This window comes from Acidiphilium sp. JA12-A1 (genome assembly GCF_000724705.2).
Classification (GTDB): Bacteria; Pseudomonadota; Alphaproteobacteria; order Acetobacterales; family Acetobacteraceae; genus Acidiphilium; species Acidiphilium multivorum.
This window is the reverse complement of sequence record NZ_JFHO01000231.1, coordinates 1-17,932: the sequence shown is the minus strand read 5'-3', so window position 1 is coordinate 17,932 and position 17,932 is coordinate 1. Positions and strand designations below refer to the sequence as shown.

Annotated in this window: 15 protein-coding genes and 1 pseudogene; 10 read left to right on the top strand and 6 right to left on the bottom strand. The window is 60.0% G+C overall.

All coding sequences use genetic code 11. The features are described 5' to 3' along the window. From RT91_RS19525 to RT91_RS19495, 7 genes are all read left to right on the top strand, one after another. On the top strand, window positions 1-401 hold a 401-nt coding region (locus tag RT91_RS19525), incomplete at its 5' end, for a Tn3 family transposase (RefSeq protein ID WP_035189588.1). A 643-nt stretch (window positions 402-1,044) separates the two neighbouring features. Next, window positions 1,045-1,506, top strand: coding sequence for a hypothetical protein (locus RT91_RS19520; protein ID WP_035189565.1), 462 nt, complete (start codon window positions 1,045-1,047; stop codon window positions 1,504-1,506). Window positions 1,507-1,956: 450 nt separating this feature from the next. After that, window positions 1,957-2,682 (top strand): hypothetical protein, encoded by a 726-nt coding sequence (locus RT91_RS19515; protein WP_035189585.1) that lies wholly within the window; start codon window positions 1,957-1,959, stop codon window positions 2,680-2,682. Between the two features lie 163 nt (window positions 2,683-2,845). After that, complete coding sequence (locus RT91_RS19505; RefSeq protein ID WP_035189582.1) at window positions 2,846-3,121, top strand: type II toxin-antitoxin system RelE/ParE family toxin; 276 nt, start codon at window positions 2,846-2,848, stop codon at window positions 3,119-3,121. A 92-nt stretch (window positions 3,122-3,213) separates the two neighbouring features. After that, window positions 3,214-3,705: a hypothetical protein gene (locus tag RT91_RS21835; protein ID WP_152982894.1), complete on the top strand. Its 492-nt coding sequence runs from the start codon at window positions 3,214-3,216 to the stop codon at window positions 3,703-3,705. Between the two features lie 696 nt (window positions 3,706-4,401). Continuing rightward, on the top strand, window positions 4,402-5,061 hold the full coding sequence (locus RT91_RS19500) for a recombinase family protein (protein WP_035189579.1): 660 nt from the start codon (window positions 4,402-4,404) through the stop codon (window positions 5,059-5,061). After that, window positions 5,000-7,990 (top strand): Tn3 family transposase, encoded by a 2,991-nt coding sequence (locus RT91_RS19495; protein WP_035189577.1) that lies wholly within the window; start codon window positions 5,000-5,002, stop codon window positions 7,988-7,990. The genes RT91_RS19500 and RT91_RS19495 overlap by 62 nt, the downstream gene beginning before the upstream one ends. A gap of 152 nt (window positions 7,991-8,142) precedes the next feature. On the opposite strand, the gene RT91_RS19490 is transcribed toward RT91_RS19495, so the two are convergent. From RT91_RS19490 to RT91_RS19470, 6 genes are all read right to left on the bottom strand, one after another. Further along, the gene (locus RT91_RS19490) at window positions 8,143-9,720 is read right to left on the bottom strand and encodes a helix-turn-helix domain-containing protein (RefSeq protein WP_152982893.1); all 1,578 of its coding nucleotides are present in this window, start codon (window positions 9,718-9,720) and stop codon (window positions 8,143-8,145) included. Continuing rightward, window positions 9,713-10,090, bottom strand: a complete 378-nt coding sequence (locus RT91_RS19485; RefSeq protein WP_035189575.1) for a DUF6516 family protein — start codon at window positions 10,088-10,090, stop codon at window positions 9,713-9,715. The genes RT91_RS19490 and RT91_RS19485 overlap by 8 nt, the downstream gene beginning before the upstream one ends. 34 nt (window positions 10,091-10,124) lie before the next feature. Next, a complete protein-coding gene (locus tag RT91_RS19480) occupies window positions 10,125-10,301 on the bottom strand; it encodes a type II toxin-antitoxin system Phd/YefM family antitoxin (protein ID WP_240314383.1) in 177 nt (58 codons plus the stop codon). 1,091 nt (window positions 10,302-11,392) lie between these two features. Continuing rightward, entirely contained in the window at window positions 11,393-11,626 is a 234-nt protein-coding gene (locus tag RT91_RS21070) for a hypothetical protein (protein ID WP_082468674.1), read from the bottom strand. Next, entirely contained in the window at window positions 11,623-12,252 is a 630-nt protein-coding gene (parA, locus tag RT91_RS19475) for a ParA family partition ATPase (protein ID WP_035189571.1), read from the bottom strand. The genes RT91_RS21070 and parA overlap by 4 nt, the downstream gene beginning before the upstream one ends. 157 nt (window positions 12,253-12,409) lie before the next feature. Then, the gene (locus tag RT91_RS19470) at window positions 12,410-12,991 is read right to left on the bottom strand and encodes a recombinase family protein (protein WP_013635075.1); all 582 of its coding nucleotides are present in this window, start codon (window positions 12,989-12,991) and stop codon (window positions 12,410-12,412) included. Between the two features lie 173 nt (window positions 12,992-13,164). On the opposite strand from RT91_RS19470, the gene RT91_RS19465 reads away from it, so the two are divergent. The 3 genes and pseudogenes from RT91_RS19465 to RT91_RS19455 all read left to right on the top strand — a co-directional run. After that, on the top strand, window positions 13,165-16,131 hold the full coding sequence (locus RT91_RS19465; RefSeq protein WP_035189568.1) for a Tn3 family transposase: 2,967 nt from the start codon (window positions 13,165-13,167) through the stop codon (window positions 16,129-16,131). Window positions 16,132-16,774: 643 nt separating this feature from the next. Beyond that, complete coding sequence (locus RT91_RS19460) at window positions 16,775-17,236, top strand: hypothetical protein (RefSeq protein ID WP_035189565.1); 462 nt, start codon at window positions 16,775-16,777, stop codon at window positions 17,234-17,236. Between the two features lie 450 nt (window positions 17,237-17,686). After that, window positions 17,687-17,932, top strand: a pseudogene (locus tag RT91_RS19455) (ArsR family transcriptional regulator); the annotation flags it as partial.

Below are 17,932 nucleotides of genomic sequence, written 5' to 3'. Positions count from 1 at the left end.
TGTTCACCCTGCAATGGCTGTCCGATCCCGCTCTGCGCCAGCGCAGTCATGCCGGGCTCAATAAGGGCGAGGCCAGCAATGCCCTGCGCCGCGCCGTATTCTTCCATCGCCAGGGTGAAATCCGCGACCGCACCTTCGAAAATCAGAGCTTCCGGGCCTCCGGGCTCAGTCTCATCACCGCCGCCATCGTCCACTGGAATACCATCTATCTCGACCAGGCCGTCCAGCACCTGCGGGCCCAGGGTACGGCAGTGCCCGATGATCTCCTGGCGCATGTCGCGCCGCTCGGATGGGAACACATCGCTCTGACCGGCGATTATGTCTGGAATCCCGCCAATCCCAATGCCAGCTTCAGGCCGCTACGCGATGTTCGCGCTCCGTTCATACCCCGCGCCGCTTAGCGTACGATTTTGAACAGATCGTGCGGTGACCCCCATAACGCTAGACGCAGTCACAGCACCTAGCGTGGTCCAATCATCGGCGCATGAGCTGTTGAACCTCAGAGTCAGAACGTATTGTTTCTATCTTATTCCCATAGCTTGAGCAGATTATGGTCGATGCGCCCTGCGCGGACCAAAGGTGTGGGTGACTCACAACCGTGTTGATCAGCTGGACTAAAGCTGTCGCGAAGAGCAGCCACTCGACCAGCGATGGTTTCTTTTGCATCGTCGAACTCCATTCGGAGCCGATGACAGGACAGCACGCGGTCGCCGCGTCATCGGCCAAGCGTTGGGCCGATGACCTTTTCTCTTGAGAACCATGAAAAATGCCAATGCCGGCCACAAACCACCCATTGGTTTGCCGCCACGAAGCGCTTTTGCCCCTGAAGTTTGCTCATCGCTACGATCAGATCTGGTATTCAAACCACCTTCCACCGGATCGCTAAGGGCTTGCCCCTGGCTCGTAGTGGTGCGGCGTTTACCCGCGGAGCGTAGATCGGGGGTCCAGGGGGCGGAGCCCCCGCGCACCGCAAACTGAAAAGTTTGCATAAGTGCGCCCTTCGGGAACTAGTGCTATTTTGGTCGATGGCGCATGGTGTGATCCATGACCCGGCAATCGATGAACACGCTCCGATCCCGCCGTGCCGAACTCGGCCTGGTGCAGATGAACCTGTGGATCAGGGAAGAGGACCGCGTGGCTTTCGAAGCGGCCGTGGCGCCGTTCAAGGCTCGCGTAGCGGAGATCGATCCACCACGGCAACGCGGTCGGCGTTCCATAGACGCGATCAAAGAACGGATCGAACGGCTAGAGCAGGACGGCCATTTGGAATCCAGGAAGGTCACCCGGCACCGCCCGTCCGCGAAAGAGGTTCCCCCTCTTCCCGTCCGCCTGGCGTTTCCATCAGTGCCACCAGCGGCCCTCCGTGATGCCATGAAGGGTGATGGGTGGGCTTATGATCGATCCACCAATGTCTGGAGCACTCAGGAGCCGGAATTGGTCGAGAGTTGGCTCGCCGAACTCGTTGAGGACTGGGGCGCCCAGATCATCAGAACGGCAAGTGACTGAGCAACGAAGCACTAGTGCTTTTCGTGCTCCGAAGACCTCTGGATAGGATGCAGTACCCTCAGCCCGTCGCTTTCAATGCCGTTTGCTAGCAGTGTCGTTGCCCATGACCTCGTGGCGCGGGTCGAGCGCAGCGCGGGAGACCCGTAGGGCGCAATGCGCCCGCGCCAGGCTAAATCCGGTCGGCTTCGCGGTCCGCCAGGACCGCCATTGATGGGTAAATCGCATAGCGATTTACCGTATCTCTGATTCCGACTCGGATCGGTCTCGCTATATCTTCTTCTTAGGTTTGGATATGGTCGGAAGGTCGCGGCAACAAAACTGTCCTATCGCACGCGATTCCCCCAGGTTTTCCGCCATTTTCATCCTCGGCGGTCTCCGAAATCGGCTTGACAATCGTCAAGCACCAGTTGACTGTAGTCAAGCACCAGTTGACTGTCGGGGGTGACGTTCATGGCTGTCTCGGTTCTCGAACTGCGGCGACGCGGCTACTCGGAGGACGATATCGCCCTCGCCCGCGTCACCCAGGATGCCCATCGCCGGACCGGCGCGCCCTATCGCAGTCTGACCGAGATCCTAGCCGGGCAGCCGGCCCGTCCTCGCCCTTCTGCCCCGGTCGAGGACCTGACCGCCCGCCAATTGCGCCGGCGCGGCAGCTACGGTCAGGCGGCGCTGATCGCTGATCAGGCCGCCCTTGCGGAGAAAGACCCCGACAGGGCCGCCCAAGCGCGCTATCATGCCCAGGGGCTGAAAGTCCTGGCGCAGACGCCACATCAGCTAGAGTTCGACTTCTTCGGAGGCGGCAACGTGAGCCTAGGCCACCAGTTCATCGATACGGTCCAGGCGAGGCTCCTGCAGAGCGACGCTACATCGGCCGAACAGGATGCCGCGATGGCAACGTTGTTGCTGATCGTCCGCCATCTCGGCTGGCAGTCCTACACCTGCGAGAAGACGGCCACCGATCTCGCCGAGATGCGCGGGAAAAAGAAACAAGCGATGGCTGAAACCCTGGCCCTGCTGGAGAAGGTCGGCGCGATCAGTCGCGTCAAAAGAGGTCGGAGCAAGGTCATCACGGTGACGCCGGAAGGGGCGTTTCGGGGCGACATGAACCGCCACGCAGAGGCGGTCGATCGCTACCGCGCCGAGGTCGTCCAGCTACGCCCGGAGCCCGCCGAATGATCCCCAACCCCACGCCGAGGCCGGATGACCCGGAGACCGAAGCTTTTGTTGAAGCCGTCAAGGAAGGAATTGCGTCCGCCGACGCTGGTCATACCGTCCCTTACGAGGACGTCCGGAAATGGCTGCTCTCCTGGGGTACGGAGAACGAGTTGCCCATGCCTAAATGCCGGTAGTCTTCACGGCCCCGGCGCTCGCCGACCTCGCCCATATCCATCAGTACATCGGCCAGGAGAACCCCCACGCGGCCACCCGTGTCGCGGTCCAGCTCGTCGCGGCGTGCGACCGCCTCGAGTACCTGCCCGAGCGGGGGCGGCCGGGCCTGGTTCCCGGCACACGGGAGCTGATCGCGATCTGGCCCTATGTGATCGTCTACCGTGTCGCGGTCTCGACCGTTGAAATCCTCCGCGTCTGGCATGGGGCGCAGGATCGGCAGGAATGAACATCGACGCTAGAGCGCAGGGAAAATGAGTTCACCGAATTAGCTGAATCTTATGTTGTCACAATAAATCTATTAAGAACGAAAGAAAGATAATGACAGACGGAGAGTTGAGAGGGATAGTTCTACAGAAATTCTACGATCTACGCCATAGAGATGATCGCGTCATCCAATTAACTACTATTGCCGAATCCATACCTGACCAAACAGAAACACGAATAGCTAATATTTGTGAACAATTGCATCAACATGGATTGATTGATTGGCGCCCACTAAACGCAATTGGCGGTTATCGCGGCGGCATGGGGAATATAACAGCAAATGGAGTTGATGTTATAGAGGGCATTCAGAGCTCACCTATATCAATACAACTTCACGCTGTTTCTGTTCATAACTCGAACCACGTGCAAATTGGAAACGCCAATATACAGAACGCGACAGTCGATATTGAAAAACTTATATCTGCCGTAAATAATTCTACAGCATCTGATCAGGAAAAGGCGGCAGCTAAATCTCTGTTGCAGAGCATGATCCAGAACCCTCTGGTCCAATGGGCTTGGAAGAAAGCGTTCGGACCAAGCCCCTAAAGCGTCCTGTGCGTCCGCGTCGGCGGGCGTTTCGTGATCAAATGCCGCCTGTGTAGCAAGTAATGTTCGGGGCCAAACCGCCGCCCTGGCGGCCGCTTTGACCAGTCCTCGTGGCGGGTTTACTCGCTGCCCGTCCCTGGCTCCCGGCGAGGACTACGCCGCGACTTCGCGGGGACTTTTGGCGACGTTCCATAATAGATGATTCTGAGATACAGCCGCCAAAATTAAAGCGCAGCTTAACACCGAAGGGAGCGGCGCTGCGTTCAGACCGGGGTTTTCCCACTAAACTACTGCCCCATTGTCTAATTGGTGGGCCACGACCGATAGCGATGATCACTACGTTTTCGCTGTGGCGCTATGACGTTGGCGGAAGACCCTCTTCGCTCCTTGCCAGTGGTACGAGTTTGGTGGAGACAGAATCAGAGCATCAGAATCGGCCCGAAGTAACGAAACGCCCTGCGCTGTAGCATAAGCGGACAAAGTGGGAACGTTGACTGGTTGGGATGGAGGTTTTCTGCGGGTTTGAGCGGAGAGCGCGGTTCTGAGGCCGGAACCGCGCGATGACGGAAAACACCTGTTTTCCGTCGGTGGTCCGAGACCTGCCGAAAAGTCCCAGATTTTGTGCCGAATCATGTACGGAAAACATAGTCGGAATGGCATGATATACGGAAACCGTCTCGAAGGGGATTTCCGTACATGCTGATCGGCTACATGCGCGTCTCGACCGACAATGACCGACAGGTGCTCGACCTGCAACGCGACGCCCTGCTCGGAGCCGGGGTCGATGAGCGGCATCTGTTCGAGGATCGTGCCGGGGGCAGCCGGCGCGACCGGCCGGGCCTCGCTGCGGCACTGGCCTATCTGAAATCCGGCGATTGCCTCGTGGTCTGGAAGCTGGACCGGCTCGGCCGGTCGCTGCCGCATCTTCTGGAGACGGTGAACAGCCTTAGGGCGCGTGGCGTCGGCTTCCGGTCGCTGACCGAGCAGATGGACACCACGACGCCGCAGGGGGAATTCCTGTTTCATGTCTTTGGCGCTCTGGCGCAGTTCGAGCGTTCGCTGATCCAGGAGCGTGTGCAGGCAGGTCTGGCGGCCGCCCGTCGGCGGGGCAGGCGTGGTGGCCGACCGATGGCGATCGATGCCGAGAAGCTGGCGGCGGTGATCGCGGCGCTGGACGCTGGTGCCACGAAAGCGTCGGTCTGCCGCACTTTCGGCATTTCGCGGAGTACGCTGGTCGACTCTCTGGCACGGATCGGCTGGTCTCCTGCCCTCAACAGGCAGGAGGGAGGGACCAGTGGGTCATCGACGGATATTGACCGGGGAACAGATCGCACAGCTGTTCGACCCGCTGACTGATCGACGCGGCATAATTCGTCACTACACGCTGTCTGCTGCGGATCTTGCAATGATCCGGCGCGGGCGGGGCGATCATCACCGTCTCGGTCTGGCTCTCATGCTCTGTTACCTGCGGTATCCCGGCCGGCCGCTCCATGCCGGCGAGATACCCGATCCTGCCCTGGTCTCGTTCGTCGCCACACAGATCGACGTCTTGCCGGATTCCCTCGGTGCTTATCTGAGGGTGGATCAAAATCGACGCCGGCATTCGGCGGCATTGCAGGATCGCCTCGGGTTGCGGCCATGGGGGCCGCGCGTGGCGGCAGACCTTGCCGACTGGCTGCTGGCGCATGCACTGGAAGCCGACCGGTTGGTCGATCTGGCGGCTTTGGTGCTGGAAGAGTGCCGCGGTCGCGGGATTCTTCTACCGCCCCCGGCGCGCCTCGAGCGGCTCTGCATCGAGGTTCGATACCGCGCGCGCCGGGAAATCGAGCGTCGGCTGACCGAGGGTCTGTCCGCCGATCAGCGGCGTCGGCTGGATGCGTTGACGGAGCGGCGCCTGGACACCAGCCAGAGCTGGCTGGCCTGGCTTCGCCAGATCCCGGAATCGGCAAAGCCGGCGTCCATGCTCGGGGTGATCGAGCGGTTGGAGCACATCCGGGCAATCGATATCGATCCGGCGCGCGGTCACCGGATCAATCAATCCCGGCTCGCCCAGCTTGTTCGCGAGGCCGGCCGGACCACGGTGCAGCATGTTGCCGGCTACGAGCGCCGGCGCCGGCATGCCGTGCTCACCGCGATCGATCTCGATCTGTCGGCCCGCCTGACGGATCAGGCGATCACTCTGTTCGAGCGGCTGATCGGCGCGATGTTCCGCAAGGCGGAAGGCCGACATGCCCGGGCGTTCCAGGCCGAAGGCCGGGCGATCAACGAGAAGGTCCGGCTTTATGCGAGGATTGGCGCCGCCCTGATGGCTGCGCGCGCCGGCCAGGGCGATCCCTTCGCGGCGATTGACAAGGTGATACCCTGGGACCGGTTCTGCTCGACCGTTATGGAAGCGGAAACTCTGGTTCGTTCGGAAGATTTCGATCCCTACGAGGTGCTGAGCGAACATTATGCCGGCATTCGGCGCTGGGCGCCGGCGTTTCTGGCCACTTTCGAGTTTCAGGGTGTTCCCGCCGCGGCGTCGTTGATGCGCGCGATCGCCATGCTGCGCGCCATGAACAGCGCGGGAGCCTCGACGCTGCCCAAGTCAGCGCCGACCGCCTTTGTCCGGCCGCGCTGGGCGCGGCATGTCCTCACGGCACACGGCATCGACCGGCGTTATTACGAACTCTGCGTCCTGGCGGAATTGCGCCAGCGCCTTGCTGCCGGCGATGTCTGGGTTACCGGCAGCCGGCAATACCGGGCCTTCGAGGAGCGGTTGATCTCCAGGGAGACGCTGCAGGTCCTGCAGAAAGCGTCCGGCATTCCGGTTGCCATCGAGACTGACTTCGATCGCTTTATCGAGACCAGGCGGACCTGGCTGGATGCGCGGCTGGCCGAGGTCGACGCCCGTGCCCGGGGCGGGCTGCTTCCCGATGTGACGATCGAGAAGGGCGTGCTGAGAATCACGCCGATCGAAAAATCGACTCCGCCCGAGGCCGAAGCGCTGGCAGCGAAGCTCTATGCCACGCTGCCCCGCATCCGGATCACCGACCTGCTGACGGAAGTGGCCGGCTGGACCGGCTTCCTGGACTGCTTCACCCATTTGCGCACCGGCGAAGCCGCCGCTGATCCCCGGGTGCTGATGGCGGGGCTGCTGGCCGATGGCCTCAATCTCGGCCTGACCCGGATGGCCGAAGCCTGCAGCATCGCCAGTCTGGGCCAGCTCGCCTGGACCGCTGACTGGCACATCCGCGACGAGACCTACGCCCTGGCGCTGCGCCGCCTGGTCGAACACCAGAGCCGCGAGCCGCTCGCCGCCCTCTTCGGGTCGGGAACCGCCTCATCCTCGGACGGGCAGTTCTTCCGCGCCGGCGGTTCTGGCCGTGATGCGAGCCGGATCAATGCGCACTACGGCCCCGAACCGGGTCTGAAATTCTACACCCATCTCTCCGATCGCTACGCGCCGTTCCATACCAGGGTGATCGCCGCAACCGCCAGCGAAGCCCTGCATGTCCTCGACGGCCTGCTTGATCATCACGGCGATGCGCCGCCACGTCAGCACCGGCACCATACCGATGGCGGCGGGGTGTCGGATCATGTCTTTGCCCTGTGCGCCCTGCTCGGATACGTATTCGCGCCGAGAATTCCTGACCTGAAAGACCGGCGTCTCTACAGTTTTGCCAGACCGGCAGCCTATCCGACGCTCGCGCCGATGATCGCCGGCCGCATCAACGTCGATCTCATCCGCGCCCATTGGCCCGATCTCCTGAGGATCGCCACCTCGATCCGCACCGGCACGGTGTCCGCGTCGGTGATCCTGCGACAACTCGCCGCCTACCCACGACAGAACGCCGTTGCCGCGGCACTGCGCGAACTCGGCCGTCTCGAGCGGACGCTGTTCACCCTCGACTGGCTGGAAGATCCGGGCCTGCGCCGTGAAAGCAGTCATGAACTCAACAAGGGCGAGGCCCGCAACAGCCTGGCCCGCGCCGTCTTCATTCACCGGCTCGGCGAAATCCGCGACCGGACCTTCGAGAACCAGACACATCGAGCCTCTGGCCTGAATCTCCTGGTCACCGCCATCATCCTCTGGAACACACGCTATCTCGCGCAAGCCATACAGGCCCTACGCCAGGTCGAGGATGTGCCCGGAACCCTCCTCAGACATCTCTCGCCGATCGGCTGGGAGCATGTGAACCTGACCGGCGACTACATCTGGAGCGCCAATCAGAAATCGACGGAAAACCATGCCGGATTGCGGCCGCTCCGGCCAATCCCCGACACGACCACCCACGCAGCCTGATGTTCCCACTTTGTCCGCTTATGCTACAGCGCGGGGCGATCCGTTACTTCGGGCCGAATCGGGCTCAGCCGAGGCAGACCAACGAGCGCGAAGCTGTATGCCATCAAACCAACTCGGACGAGTTACGGTTGAGCTGACGCAGATCGTTGCACCTAGCTTCTGGAGAAGCTGTTTTCGTACTGTCGGTGCACGACCTCAGCTTGGACGCCAAAATGATCGGCGATCTGCGCGACCGGCTGGCCCTCCTCCTCGATCATCCGCACTACCGCAGCCCTCGGCGCCATAAATTCGGCCGCAAAGGCGCGGCCTACCGCCTGGCGGTCAGTGTAAAGGTCAGCAACACAGGATGAACGATTGCCGAAGGCGATGAAGTCACCTACACCGCGCGCGAGGACAAAGGCGCTTGCGCGCGGTCCCTCATCCTCGACGATGATTGTAGGTACGTCGTTCTCAACATTCTGGAAGGCGCGCAACGCCCCAGGTGCCTCGGGACTGAGGCCAATGGTATCGGCAGCGCCGAGGAGTTTCGATAAGCCTTCGACACCACCGACCGGCCGGTCCTCGACCAGCTTCAGGATAGCGCGTGCGCTGCGGGCAAGTGCATAGCCGTGCCGATAAGGCCGTGCCGAGACGTTCTCCTCGCGTATGCAATTGGCACGTAGCTGCGTGAGTATCGGCATCGCATTGCGCTGTCTAAACAACTCCAACTGTCGGCTCGTCCAGAGCTGCCCTTCGCCCAGTGCATCGGCGAGGACCGCCGAGCTAAAATCAAGACGGGCATCTTCTTCTGGAATGAGTTCCAGAAGATCTCGAATCTGTGCGGCACGATCGTCGTCAAGATCGTAAGGTGTCATACCCAGCGCACCAGCGGTGCGACAGAAGGCGCGCTCGGCAGACTGGCCACGCGAGTCTTCGATCCGCTGCAACAATGCATGCAGCGGGCGCGTGCTTCGGCCCTTTAACCAGTGATATGTGGCGAGCGGGCGCAGAAACTCGTCGAGCAGAAGTTGTTCAAATGCAGGGACCGAAAAAATTTTCGATCCGTGTTCAAGGTCGAGCATGCGCTCGTTGTCACCTCGAGCCTGTAGGTTAACGCGAGCACCGAGGACGGTAGCAAGCAACGCATAGCTAGTCCCCGCCTGACCATCCAGCGCGAAGTCCCATAAGCGAAACGGTGCGTCACGCCGATAAAGAACGCGCCACCAATTCTCCAGGAGCCGGCACCCGAGCGCATCCAGGTTGCCCGAGGTCTGGGCCGCAACCTTCTCTCTGGATGACGAAAGCCAGAGCCAGATCGTCAGCCGCCCCTTCATCACGTCACTAGCTGCGTTTTCGTCCAACTGAGTCTGATCGATTTCGACCGTGAAGAGACTGGTCGTCTCGATGGCGGGTGCGGAAGGCTCCTCACCCGACTCAAGCAGGCCAAACTCACGCGCCTTGGCAGCGCCCGTCTCGGTGATCCGCGGGATGGAGCGACGTCCAATTGAGACAACCTCGATCAGGCCGGCGGAGTGCAGCGCAGACAGCGTCCGGCTGACATTGGGCTGCGCACGACCGGCGAGTTCGGCGAGTGCACCAATGCTGGGCGGGTTATGACGGGCGATGAGACCAAGCAACTCGCGATGCCCCGGTACACCAAGCACGCGCGCCCAGTCGTGGCTCTTCGGCGGGCTCTGAATGCGCGCCAGCAGCCGGTCGCGCATCGTGGAGGCTGAAATGGTATTACTCATGGTCGCCATCCAGAATGAAGCTCGATGAAACGCCGCACGCGGCGCAATAGTTCACAAGCTTCTCAAAAAAATCGGTAATCAGCTGCGAAGATGAAACGAAATCGTAGCGAAACCGCTGCCCGACGCGACTAATCCTGTGCTCATGATCCCAGTGATCCTCGAGTTGTGCACCGTCGAAGGCATGCGCGTTGTCGAAACCGAAGATGCGATCACCTCGCTCGTCCTGTAGAATCAATGCGTAGTCGATGCCGTGCGGTTGCTGCGGCGTCTCATCGACCCAGTCCGCTCGGATGACCACCTGCCAGCCGTTCTCCATCCGGTAGACACCAGCCAGATCGATCAGGTTCGACAGGTCACCATGACCAAACATATATCACCAAGTGATATTAGTTTAAAGGCAAATGTCAATCCGCCGCATGCCCTTCATGATATGCCCACGCCGAAGGGGCGGCACCGTTCAACCATTCGTATTCTTCTACCGAGACATCCGTCACCCTGCTGTGCCTGCGCGTTTCGATGAGCATGGGCTCGGTACGCGCGGTGTCGATTATTAGACCGAAGCCCTTCTTCGCTTCGCGCATGCACATGGCTTTCATAAGACTGGCTCGACGATTTCAAGCTCAGCTATTTCAGGCAAAATAGCTCGTCCAAGCAATCGGAAATGAGCTTGCTTCAGCCCGAACGACTGGAGGCCACCACCTAATTCGCGTGCTGCCAAAATTTTCCAACACATCGTAAATATGAAAAATCATTTTAGGTGATTTTATGCGCCACGCTTGTCGTACAAAAAAATTGCCTTGAAACCTGAATTTCCTACGGATTTTACGAAATTATCAATTCTCGATATCATTCAAAAAAGTGAGTCAATTTATTCACAACCAATTCGCAACGCGGAAAACGCACATTTCGTTTTGTGGCTAATTTCGCACCCAAAAATTCTGATTTTGCACGGAACAAAACGTTAATCGGAAAAATGTCGAAGCCATATTAAAGAACTGCACCTATTTCATTCGAACTAATTCGGTTCAGTGCACCGGAAAAATTCGTTTGCCAAAATGGCCCAATTTCGTGCTAAATAATCATTGCGCATGAAACTCACCGACTTGGTGTTTCGCGCAAAAAATGGCGGTGCCATTGGAAGTGACACCGCCACTTTGGGTTATGCCGAGCCGGAGCACCGGCATATGGCATTGTCTTATCGTAGGAGGGCGGCCAGAATCGCGAGGGCGAGACTGATGCGCTCCAAGATATCAGACAACCACCCCAAGTCGTATTGGGGAGGCATTTGTTAGCCTTTCTTATTTGAATGGTCGACCACCGGCTTCCTCCGGTGGTCGCACCGTACCGACCATCGGTCCGGCTTCAATATTATTGCCCATCTTGGACAATCTACGCAAGGCAAAAACCATAGTATCAAGTCATTGAAAACATTTTATGTTTTTTGATTTCGGGCTCTTCATCTGCGGCGATCTCGAATTTTTCTAGATCCAGCAAGATCTATCGCAATGGTGAAGTGGTAAGAAATTAAAATCAAAGAGCTGGGGTCGTGGGTTCGAATCCTTTGCATTTAGCGTCACGCCCTGATGATCTCTGCGCTTCGTGCCATTTATACGGTTCCAAGCCTCGTCGACATGAAGTCAGATGCGTCAATTTGTTGCAAACAAAACCAGATTTACGATTTTCCATATTTCTGTAAAAGTAACTCGCGCAATTCATCGGCGATCTTGGTGCCACGGCTAGCACACTGCGTTTTGATAGCGCGGTGCAGATGCGCCGGGATATCGATCGTCAGTCGCTTCATAGGCTCTCGTTCGTCCGTAGCGCGCTCGGCCACCCATGCCTCGGCATCAGGAGCCGGTGCCCGCACTGCACTCGGCCTGGCTCCAAAAGTGACTTTCTTGCTCATCGCCCGAACTCCATAAGCTCAACCGTTACAGCCTCGATCTCGGCCGCTGCCGGCCCGCCTGGCTCAACCTCATGCACGGCCTTTCCCTGCCCTGCCGCCTCTGCGAACACGACGCGCTGCGTTATGCTCGCAGCCAAAACCGACACTGGGTAGGCGGACAACGCATCGCCAACATCTCGCCCAATCGCCGTATTTGAGATTTTACGATTAACCACAAAAGCGCATTTAAGTTTGTCCTTATAAACTCGCGCTTCCTCGATCAGCTTCACCACCTCATCGGCCGCCCACACATCGTAGGGTGAGGGTTGGACAGGGATCAGAACCAGGTCGCTCGCCATGATCGCGGAACGAGCGAGGTCCGTGACGCGAGGTGGCCCGTCGATCACGATGTGATCATACCCGTTACCGATCTGCGCGATCTCACGATGGATTGCCGGCCGGGGAAATCCTACGACCGAAAAAAGCGGGGCTCCCTCACGAGCGGCGGCCCAGTCTAGCGCACTCCCCTGAGGGTCAGCATCGATCAGCAACACACGCCCACCGGCTCGCGCCAGGCTCGCCGAGAGGTTCACGGCAAGCGTGGTTTTTCCAACCCCGCCCTTTTGATTCAGCACACCAATGATCATAATTCGTCTTTGCTGATTTGTGTTTTTGTAATTTTAAAGAAAACTACAAAATCGGCAAGTCATCTGACTCAGGCTTGGGGCTGGGGCTCCTTCTACGAAGGCAACCCCAGCCGTAGGGCCATAAGGGGTCACCGCACGATCTGTTCAAAATCGTACGCTAAGCGTTGGCGGGCTGCCTGGCGAGGGTACGATAGATGGTTGGGCGGGAGACGGAGAATAGGTCTGCGAGATCAGTGATGGAATAATTGCCAGTGTCGTACATGCGGCGCAGTTCTTTTTGTTGTCTTTCGGATAGCGTCGGCCTTTTGCCGCGTAATTTTCCTTTGGCGCGAGCGATGGCCATGCCTTCTCTGGTACGTAACCGGATCAGGTCGGCCTCAAACTCTGCGAAGGTGGCGAGAATGTTGAAGAACATCTTCCCCATTGGGTCGGTTGGGTCATAGACGGCCGCGCCGAGCGCGAGTTTGACACCGCGGGTAATGAGTTCATCGGCGATCGCACGGGCATCTGGAACGGAGCGTGCAAGGCGGTCGAGTTTTGGCACGACCAGGGTGTCGCCTTTACGCACCGCCGCCAAGGCTTGAGCAAGCCCGGGGCGGGCACGATTGGTGCCTGTGAGGCCATGGTCCGTATAGATGCGGTCCGGCTTTACCCCGAGCTGTTCGAGTTCGGCGCGTTGCGCGGCGAGATCTTGCCGGTCGGTTGAACAGCGGGCGTAACCGATCAGGGTGTGGGCCATGCGGAATTGTAACGTATGACCCCCCTTCATTGCAAAAGATATCGTACCAGTTAAATGATCCATCCGTTGCCGAGGGAAACAGCCACCAGTGCCAGGCCGTTACATCTGTCCGTTGAACGATCCTCTTGCGGACGCACGGTGGGCGCTAATTTTCTCATCAACCGGAACCCGATATGCCACTCCGCGTTCTTTTATCCGCTGAACAACGAGCCCGTTTGTTTTCAATTCCAACGGACATGGCCTCCATGAGCCGGCATTACGTACTGGATGCTGCTGACCTCGCTATGGTCAGGGTCAGACGCCGGGCAAGCAACCGGCTCGGCTTTGCCGTGCAACTCTGTGTTCTCCGCTTCCCAGGCCGCACTCTGGATCCATCGGAATATCCACCGGCGCCGGCGCTGGCTTTTGTTGCTGAACAGATCGGTGTCGATCCTTTGTTGTTTGCGGAATACGCGCGCCGTGCTGAAACCCGTCGGGAGCATTTGGTCGAGCTCCAAAAGTTCACTGGTCTGCGTAGTTTTGGCCTCGATGACTGGCGCGCCTGCCTACATGCTGGTGCGGATACGGCTTGGGCCACAGATCGCGGCGAACCCATCATCCAGGCTATGCTCGTTCATCTGAGAGAAAGCCGGGTATTGCTTCCCTCGGCGACAGTGTTGGAGCGAATTGGACTGGCCGCCCGTGTCCGAGCACGCAAGAAAACATTCGAGGTGCTGGCAGCCGGGATGGCCGATGCGGAGCGCAGTGCTCTGACCGAGCTGCTGACGGTCGATCCCGAGTTGCGTCGCTCCCGTTTTGCCTGGCTGCGGGATTATTCGGAATCACCAGCTCCCTCCAACATCGTCTCCCTGCTCGATCGCCTCGAATATGTCCGCGCCATGGGCATTGATCCCGCACGGGCTGGTCGTATCCATGCTGCCCGCCTGGTCCGGCTGACCGACGAGGGGGCGCTCATGACCGTGCAGCACATCGCCGATCTGGAGCCGGCGCGGCGCACAGCCATTCTCATTGCCCAGATCGCAAGCCTGGAAACCCGTCTGACGGACGCGACGCTTGCCATGTTCGAGAAATATGTCGGCACTTTGTTCAGCCGGGCGCGCAACCGCGATGAGCGTCGGTTTCAGGCCACGCGGCGCGATGTCGCCAAGGCGCTACTGCTGTTCCGCCGGACGATCGCCGCCCTTCGCCAGGCGAAGGAGGCCGGAGAAGATGGGATCACCGCCATCGAGCGCGAGATCGGCATGAACCAGCTCGAAGATGTGCTGCCGATCATCGGCGCCGTCGCCGATGTGGCGGATCAGGATATTTTGGTCACGGCGGCCGAGCGATATACGGTGCTCCGCCGGTTCAGCCCCCGCTTCCTGGCCGCCTTCGATTTCCGGTCGAATATGCCGAACGATCCCGTTCTGGCCGCGATCGAACTTCTCCGCGCCCTGAACCGTGGCGCGATCCGCAGCTTGCCCAAGCGGCCGCCCTCCACGTTCCTGCCGCCGCAGTGGCGGAAATTGATTTTTGCCGGCGGCACAGCCGACCGGCGGCTCTATGAAACAGCGGTGCTGGCCGTGCTGCGCGACAAGCTGCGGGGCAGTAATATCTGGGTCGCTGGCAGCCGCGATTACCAGGCGTTCGAGACCTATCTGCTTCCGGCCGGGGCGGGTGCGGCCACCGGCATCGATGGTGAGGCCGATCCCGATCGTTACGTCGCAAGCCGGGCAGAGATGCTGCGCGAGCGTCTGACCTTCGTGGCCGCCCGGGCCGCGCAGGGCGACCTCGACGGGGTGGAGATTGAGGACGGCAAACTTTTTATCGCCCGCACGCCGCCCACCGTGCCCGACGCGGCTCGCGATCTGGCGCTGCGGCTGAACAGTATGCTGCCGCGGGTGCGGATCACCGAGGTTTTGAGCGAGGTCGATGCCTGGACCGGGTTCACGGACAGGTTCGTGCATCTGCGCACCGGTAACCCCGTCACCGACAAAGCGGCCCTGCTGGCAGCGGTGCTCGCTGACGGCACCAATCTTGGCCTTGCCCGCATGGCGGACGCCTCGCGCGGTCTCAGCTATCACCACCTGGTCAATGTGGCCCAATGGCACATCAGCGATGACAATTATGTCGCCGCCCGCGCCGCCATCATCAATGCGCACCATGCACACCCCATGGCGGCAATCTGGGATGATGGGACAAGCTCGTCTTCGGACGGGCAATATTTCCGGGCCGCAGGCCGCGCCGGAGCCGGCGGCTCGGTAAACGCCAAATACGGCATCGAGCCGGGCGCGGTGATCTACACCCATGTTTCCGGTCAATACGGACCGTTCCACACGCGCGTCATCTCCGCGACGATGAGCGAGGCGCCCCATGTGCTCGACGGGCTGCTGCATCATGTCCACCAGACCGATCTGCGCATCGCCGAGCATTATACCGATACCGCCGGCGCGACCGATCATGTCTTCGGTCTCTGCCATCTGCTGGGTTACAGGTTTGCCCCCAGGATCAAGGATCTCCGGGACCGCAAGCTCTACACGATAGAAAAGCCAGGCACCTGGCCGCTGCTGGTGCCGCTCATCGGCGACGCCGTCGAAACCACCGCCATCCTCGGGCAATGGCCGGAGTTGATGCGGTTAAAGGCATCCATCAATGCCGGCACTGTTCTGCCTTCCGTCATCTTGCGGAAGCTGGCCGCCGCCGGTGGAGGAAACACTCTGTCCAGGGCGTTACGGGCTGTGGGGCGGATCGAGCGCACCCTGTTCACCCTGCAATGGCTGTCCGATCCCGCTCTGCGCCAGCGCAGTCATGCCGGGCTCAATAAGGGCGAGGCCAGCAATGCCCTGCGCCGCGCCGTATTCTTCCATCGCCAGGGTGAAATCCGCGACCGCACCTTCGAAAATCAGAGCTTCCGGGCCTCCGGGCTCAGTCTCATCACCGCCGCCATCGTCCACTGGAATACCATCTATCTCGACCAGGCCGTCCAGCACCTGCGGGCCCAGGGTACGGCAGTGCCCGATGATCTCCTGGCGCATGTCGCGCCGCTCGGATGGGAACACATCGCTCTGACCGGCGATTATGTCTGGAATCCCGCCAATCCCAATGCCAGCTTCAGGCCGCTACGCGATGTTCGCGCTCCGTTCATACCCCGCGCCGCTTAGCGTACGATTTTGAACAGATCGTGCGGTGACCCCCATAACGCTAGACGCAGTCACAGCACCTAGCGTGGTCCAATCATCGGCGCATGAGCTGTTGAACCTCAGAGTCAGAACGTATTGTTTCTATCTTATTCCCATAGCTTGAGCAGATTATGGTCGATGCGCCCTGCGCGGACCAAAGGTGTGGGTGACTCACAACCGTGTTGATCAGCTGGACTAAAGCTGTCGCGAAGAGCAGCCACTCGACCAGCGATGGTTTCTTTTGCATCGTCGAACTCCATTCGGAGCCGATGACAGGACAGCACGCGGTCGCCGCGTCATCGGCCAAGCGTTGGGCCGATGACCTTTTCTCTTGAGAACCATGAAAAATGCCAATGCCGGCCACAAACCACCCATTGGTTTGCCGCCACGAAGCGCTTTTGCCCCTGAAGTTTGCTCATCGCTACGATCAGATCTGGTATTCAAACCACCTTCCACCGGATCGCTAAGGGCTTGCCCCTGGCTCGTAGTGGTGCGGCGTTTACCCGCGGAGCGTAGATCGGGGGTCCAGGGGGCGGAGCCCCCGCGCACCGCAAACTGAAAAGTTTGCATAAGTGCGCCCTTCGGGAACTAGTGCTATTTTGGTCGATGGCGCATGGTGTGATCCATGACCCGGCAATCGATGAACACGCTCCGATCCCGCCGTGCCGAACTCGGCCTGGTGCAGATGAACCTGTGGATCAGGGAAGAGGACCGCGTGGCTTTCGAAGCGGCCGTGGCGCCGTTCAAGGCTCGCGTAGCGGAGATCGATCCACCACGGCAACGCGGTCGGCGTTCCATAGACGCGATCAAAGAACGGATCGAACGGCTAGAGCAGGACGGCCATTTGGAATCCAGGAAGGTCACCCGGCACCGCCCGTCCGCGAAAGAGGTTCCCCCTCTTCCCGTCCGCCTGGCGTTTCCATCAGTGCCACCAGCGGCCCTCCGTGATGCCATGAAGGGTGATGGGTGGGCTTATGATCGATCCACCAATGTCTGGAGCACTCAGGAGCCGGAATTGGTCGAGAGTTGGCTCGCCGAACTCGTTGAGGACTGGGGCGCCCAGATCATCAGAACGGCAAGTGACTGAGCAACGAAGCACTAGTGCTTTTCGTGCTCCGAAGACCTCTGGATAGGATGCAGTACCCTCAGCCCGTCGCTTTCAATGCCGTTTGCTAGCAGTGTCGTTGCCCATGACCTCGTGGCGCGGGTCGAGCGCAGCGCGGGAGACCCGTAGGGCGCAATGCGCCCGCGCCAGGCTAAATCCGGTCGGCTTCGCGGTCCGCCAGGACCGCCATTGATGGGTAAATCGCATAGCGATTTACCGTATCTCTGATTCCGACTCGGATCGGTCTCGCTATATCTTCTTCTTAGGTTTGGATATGGTCGGAAGGTCGCGGCAACAAAACTGTCCTATCGCACGCGATTCCCCCAGGTTTTCCGCCATTTTCATCCTCGGCGGTCTCCGAAATCGGCTTGACAATCGTCAAGCACCAGTTGACTGTAGTCAAGCACCAGTTGACTGTCGGGGGTGACGTTCATGGCTGTCTCGGTTCTCGAACTGCGGCGACGCGGCTACTCGGAGGACGATATCGCCCTCGCCCGCGTCACCCAGGATGCCCATCGCCGGACCGGCGCGCCCTATCGCAGTCTGACCGAGATCCTAGCCGGGCAGCCGGCCCGTCCTCGCCCTTCTGCCCCGGTCGAGGACCTGACCGCCCGCCAATTGCGCCGGCGCGGCAGCTACGGTCAGGCGGCGCTGATCGCTGATCAGGCCGCCCTTGCG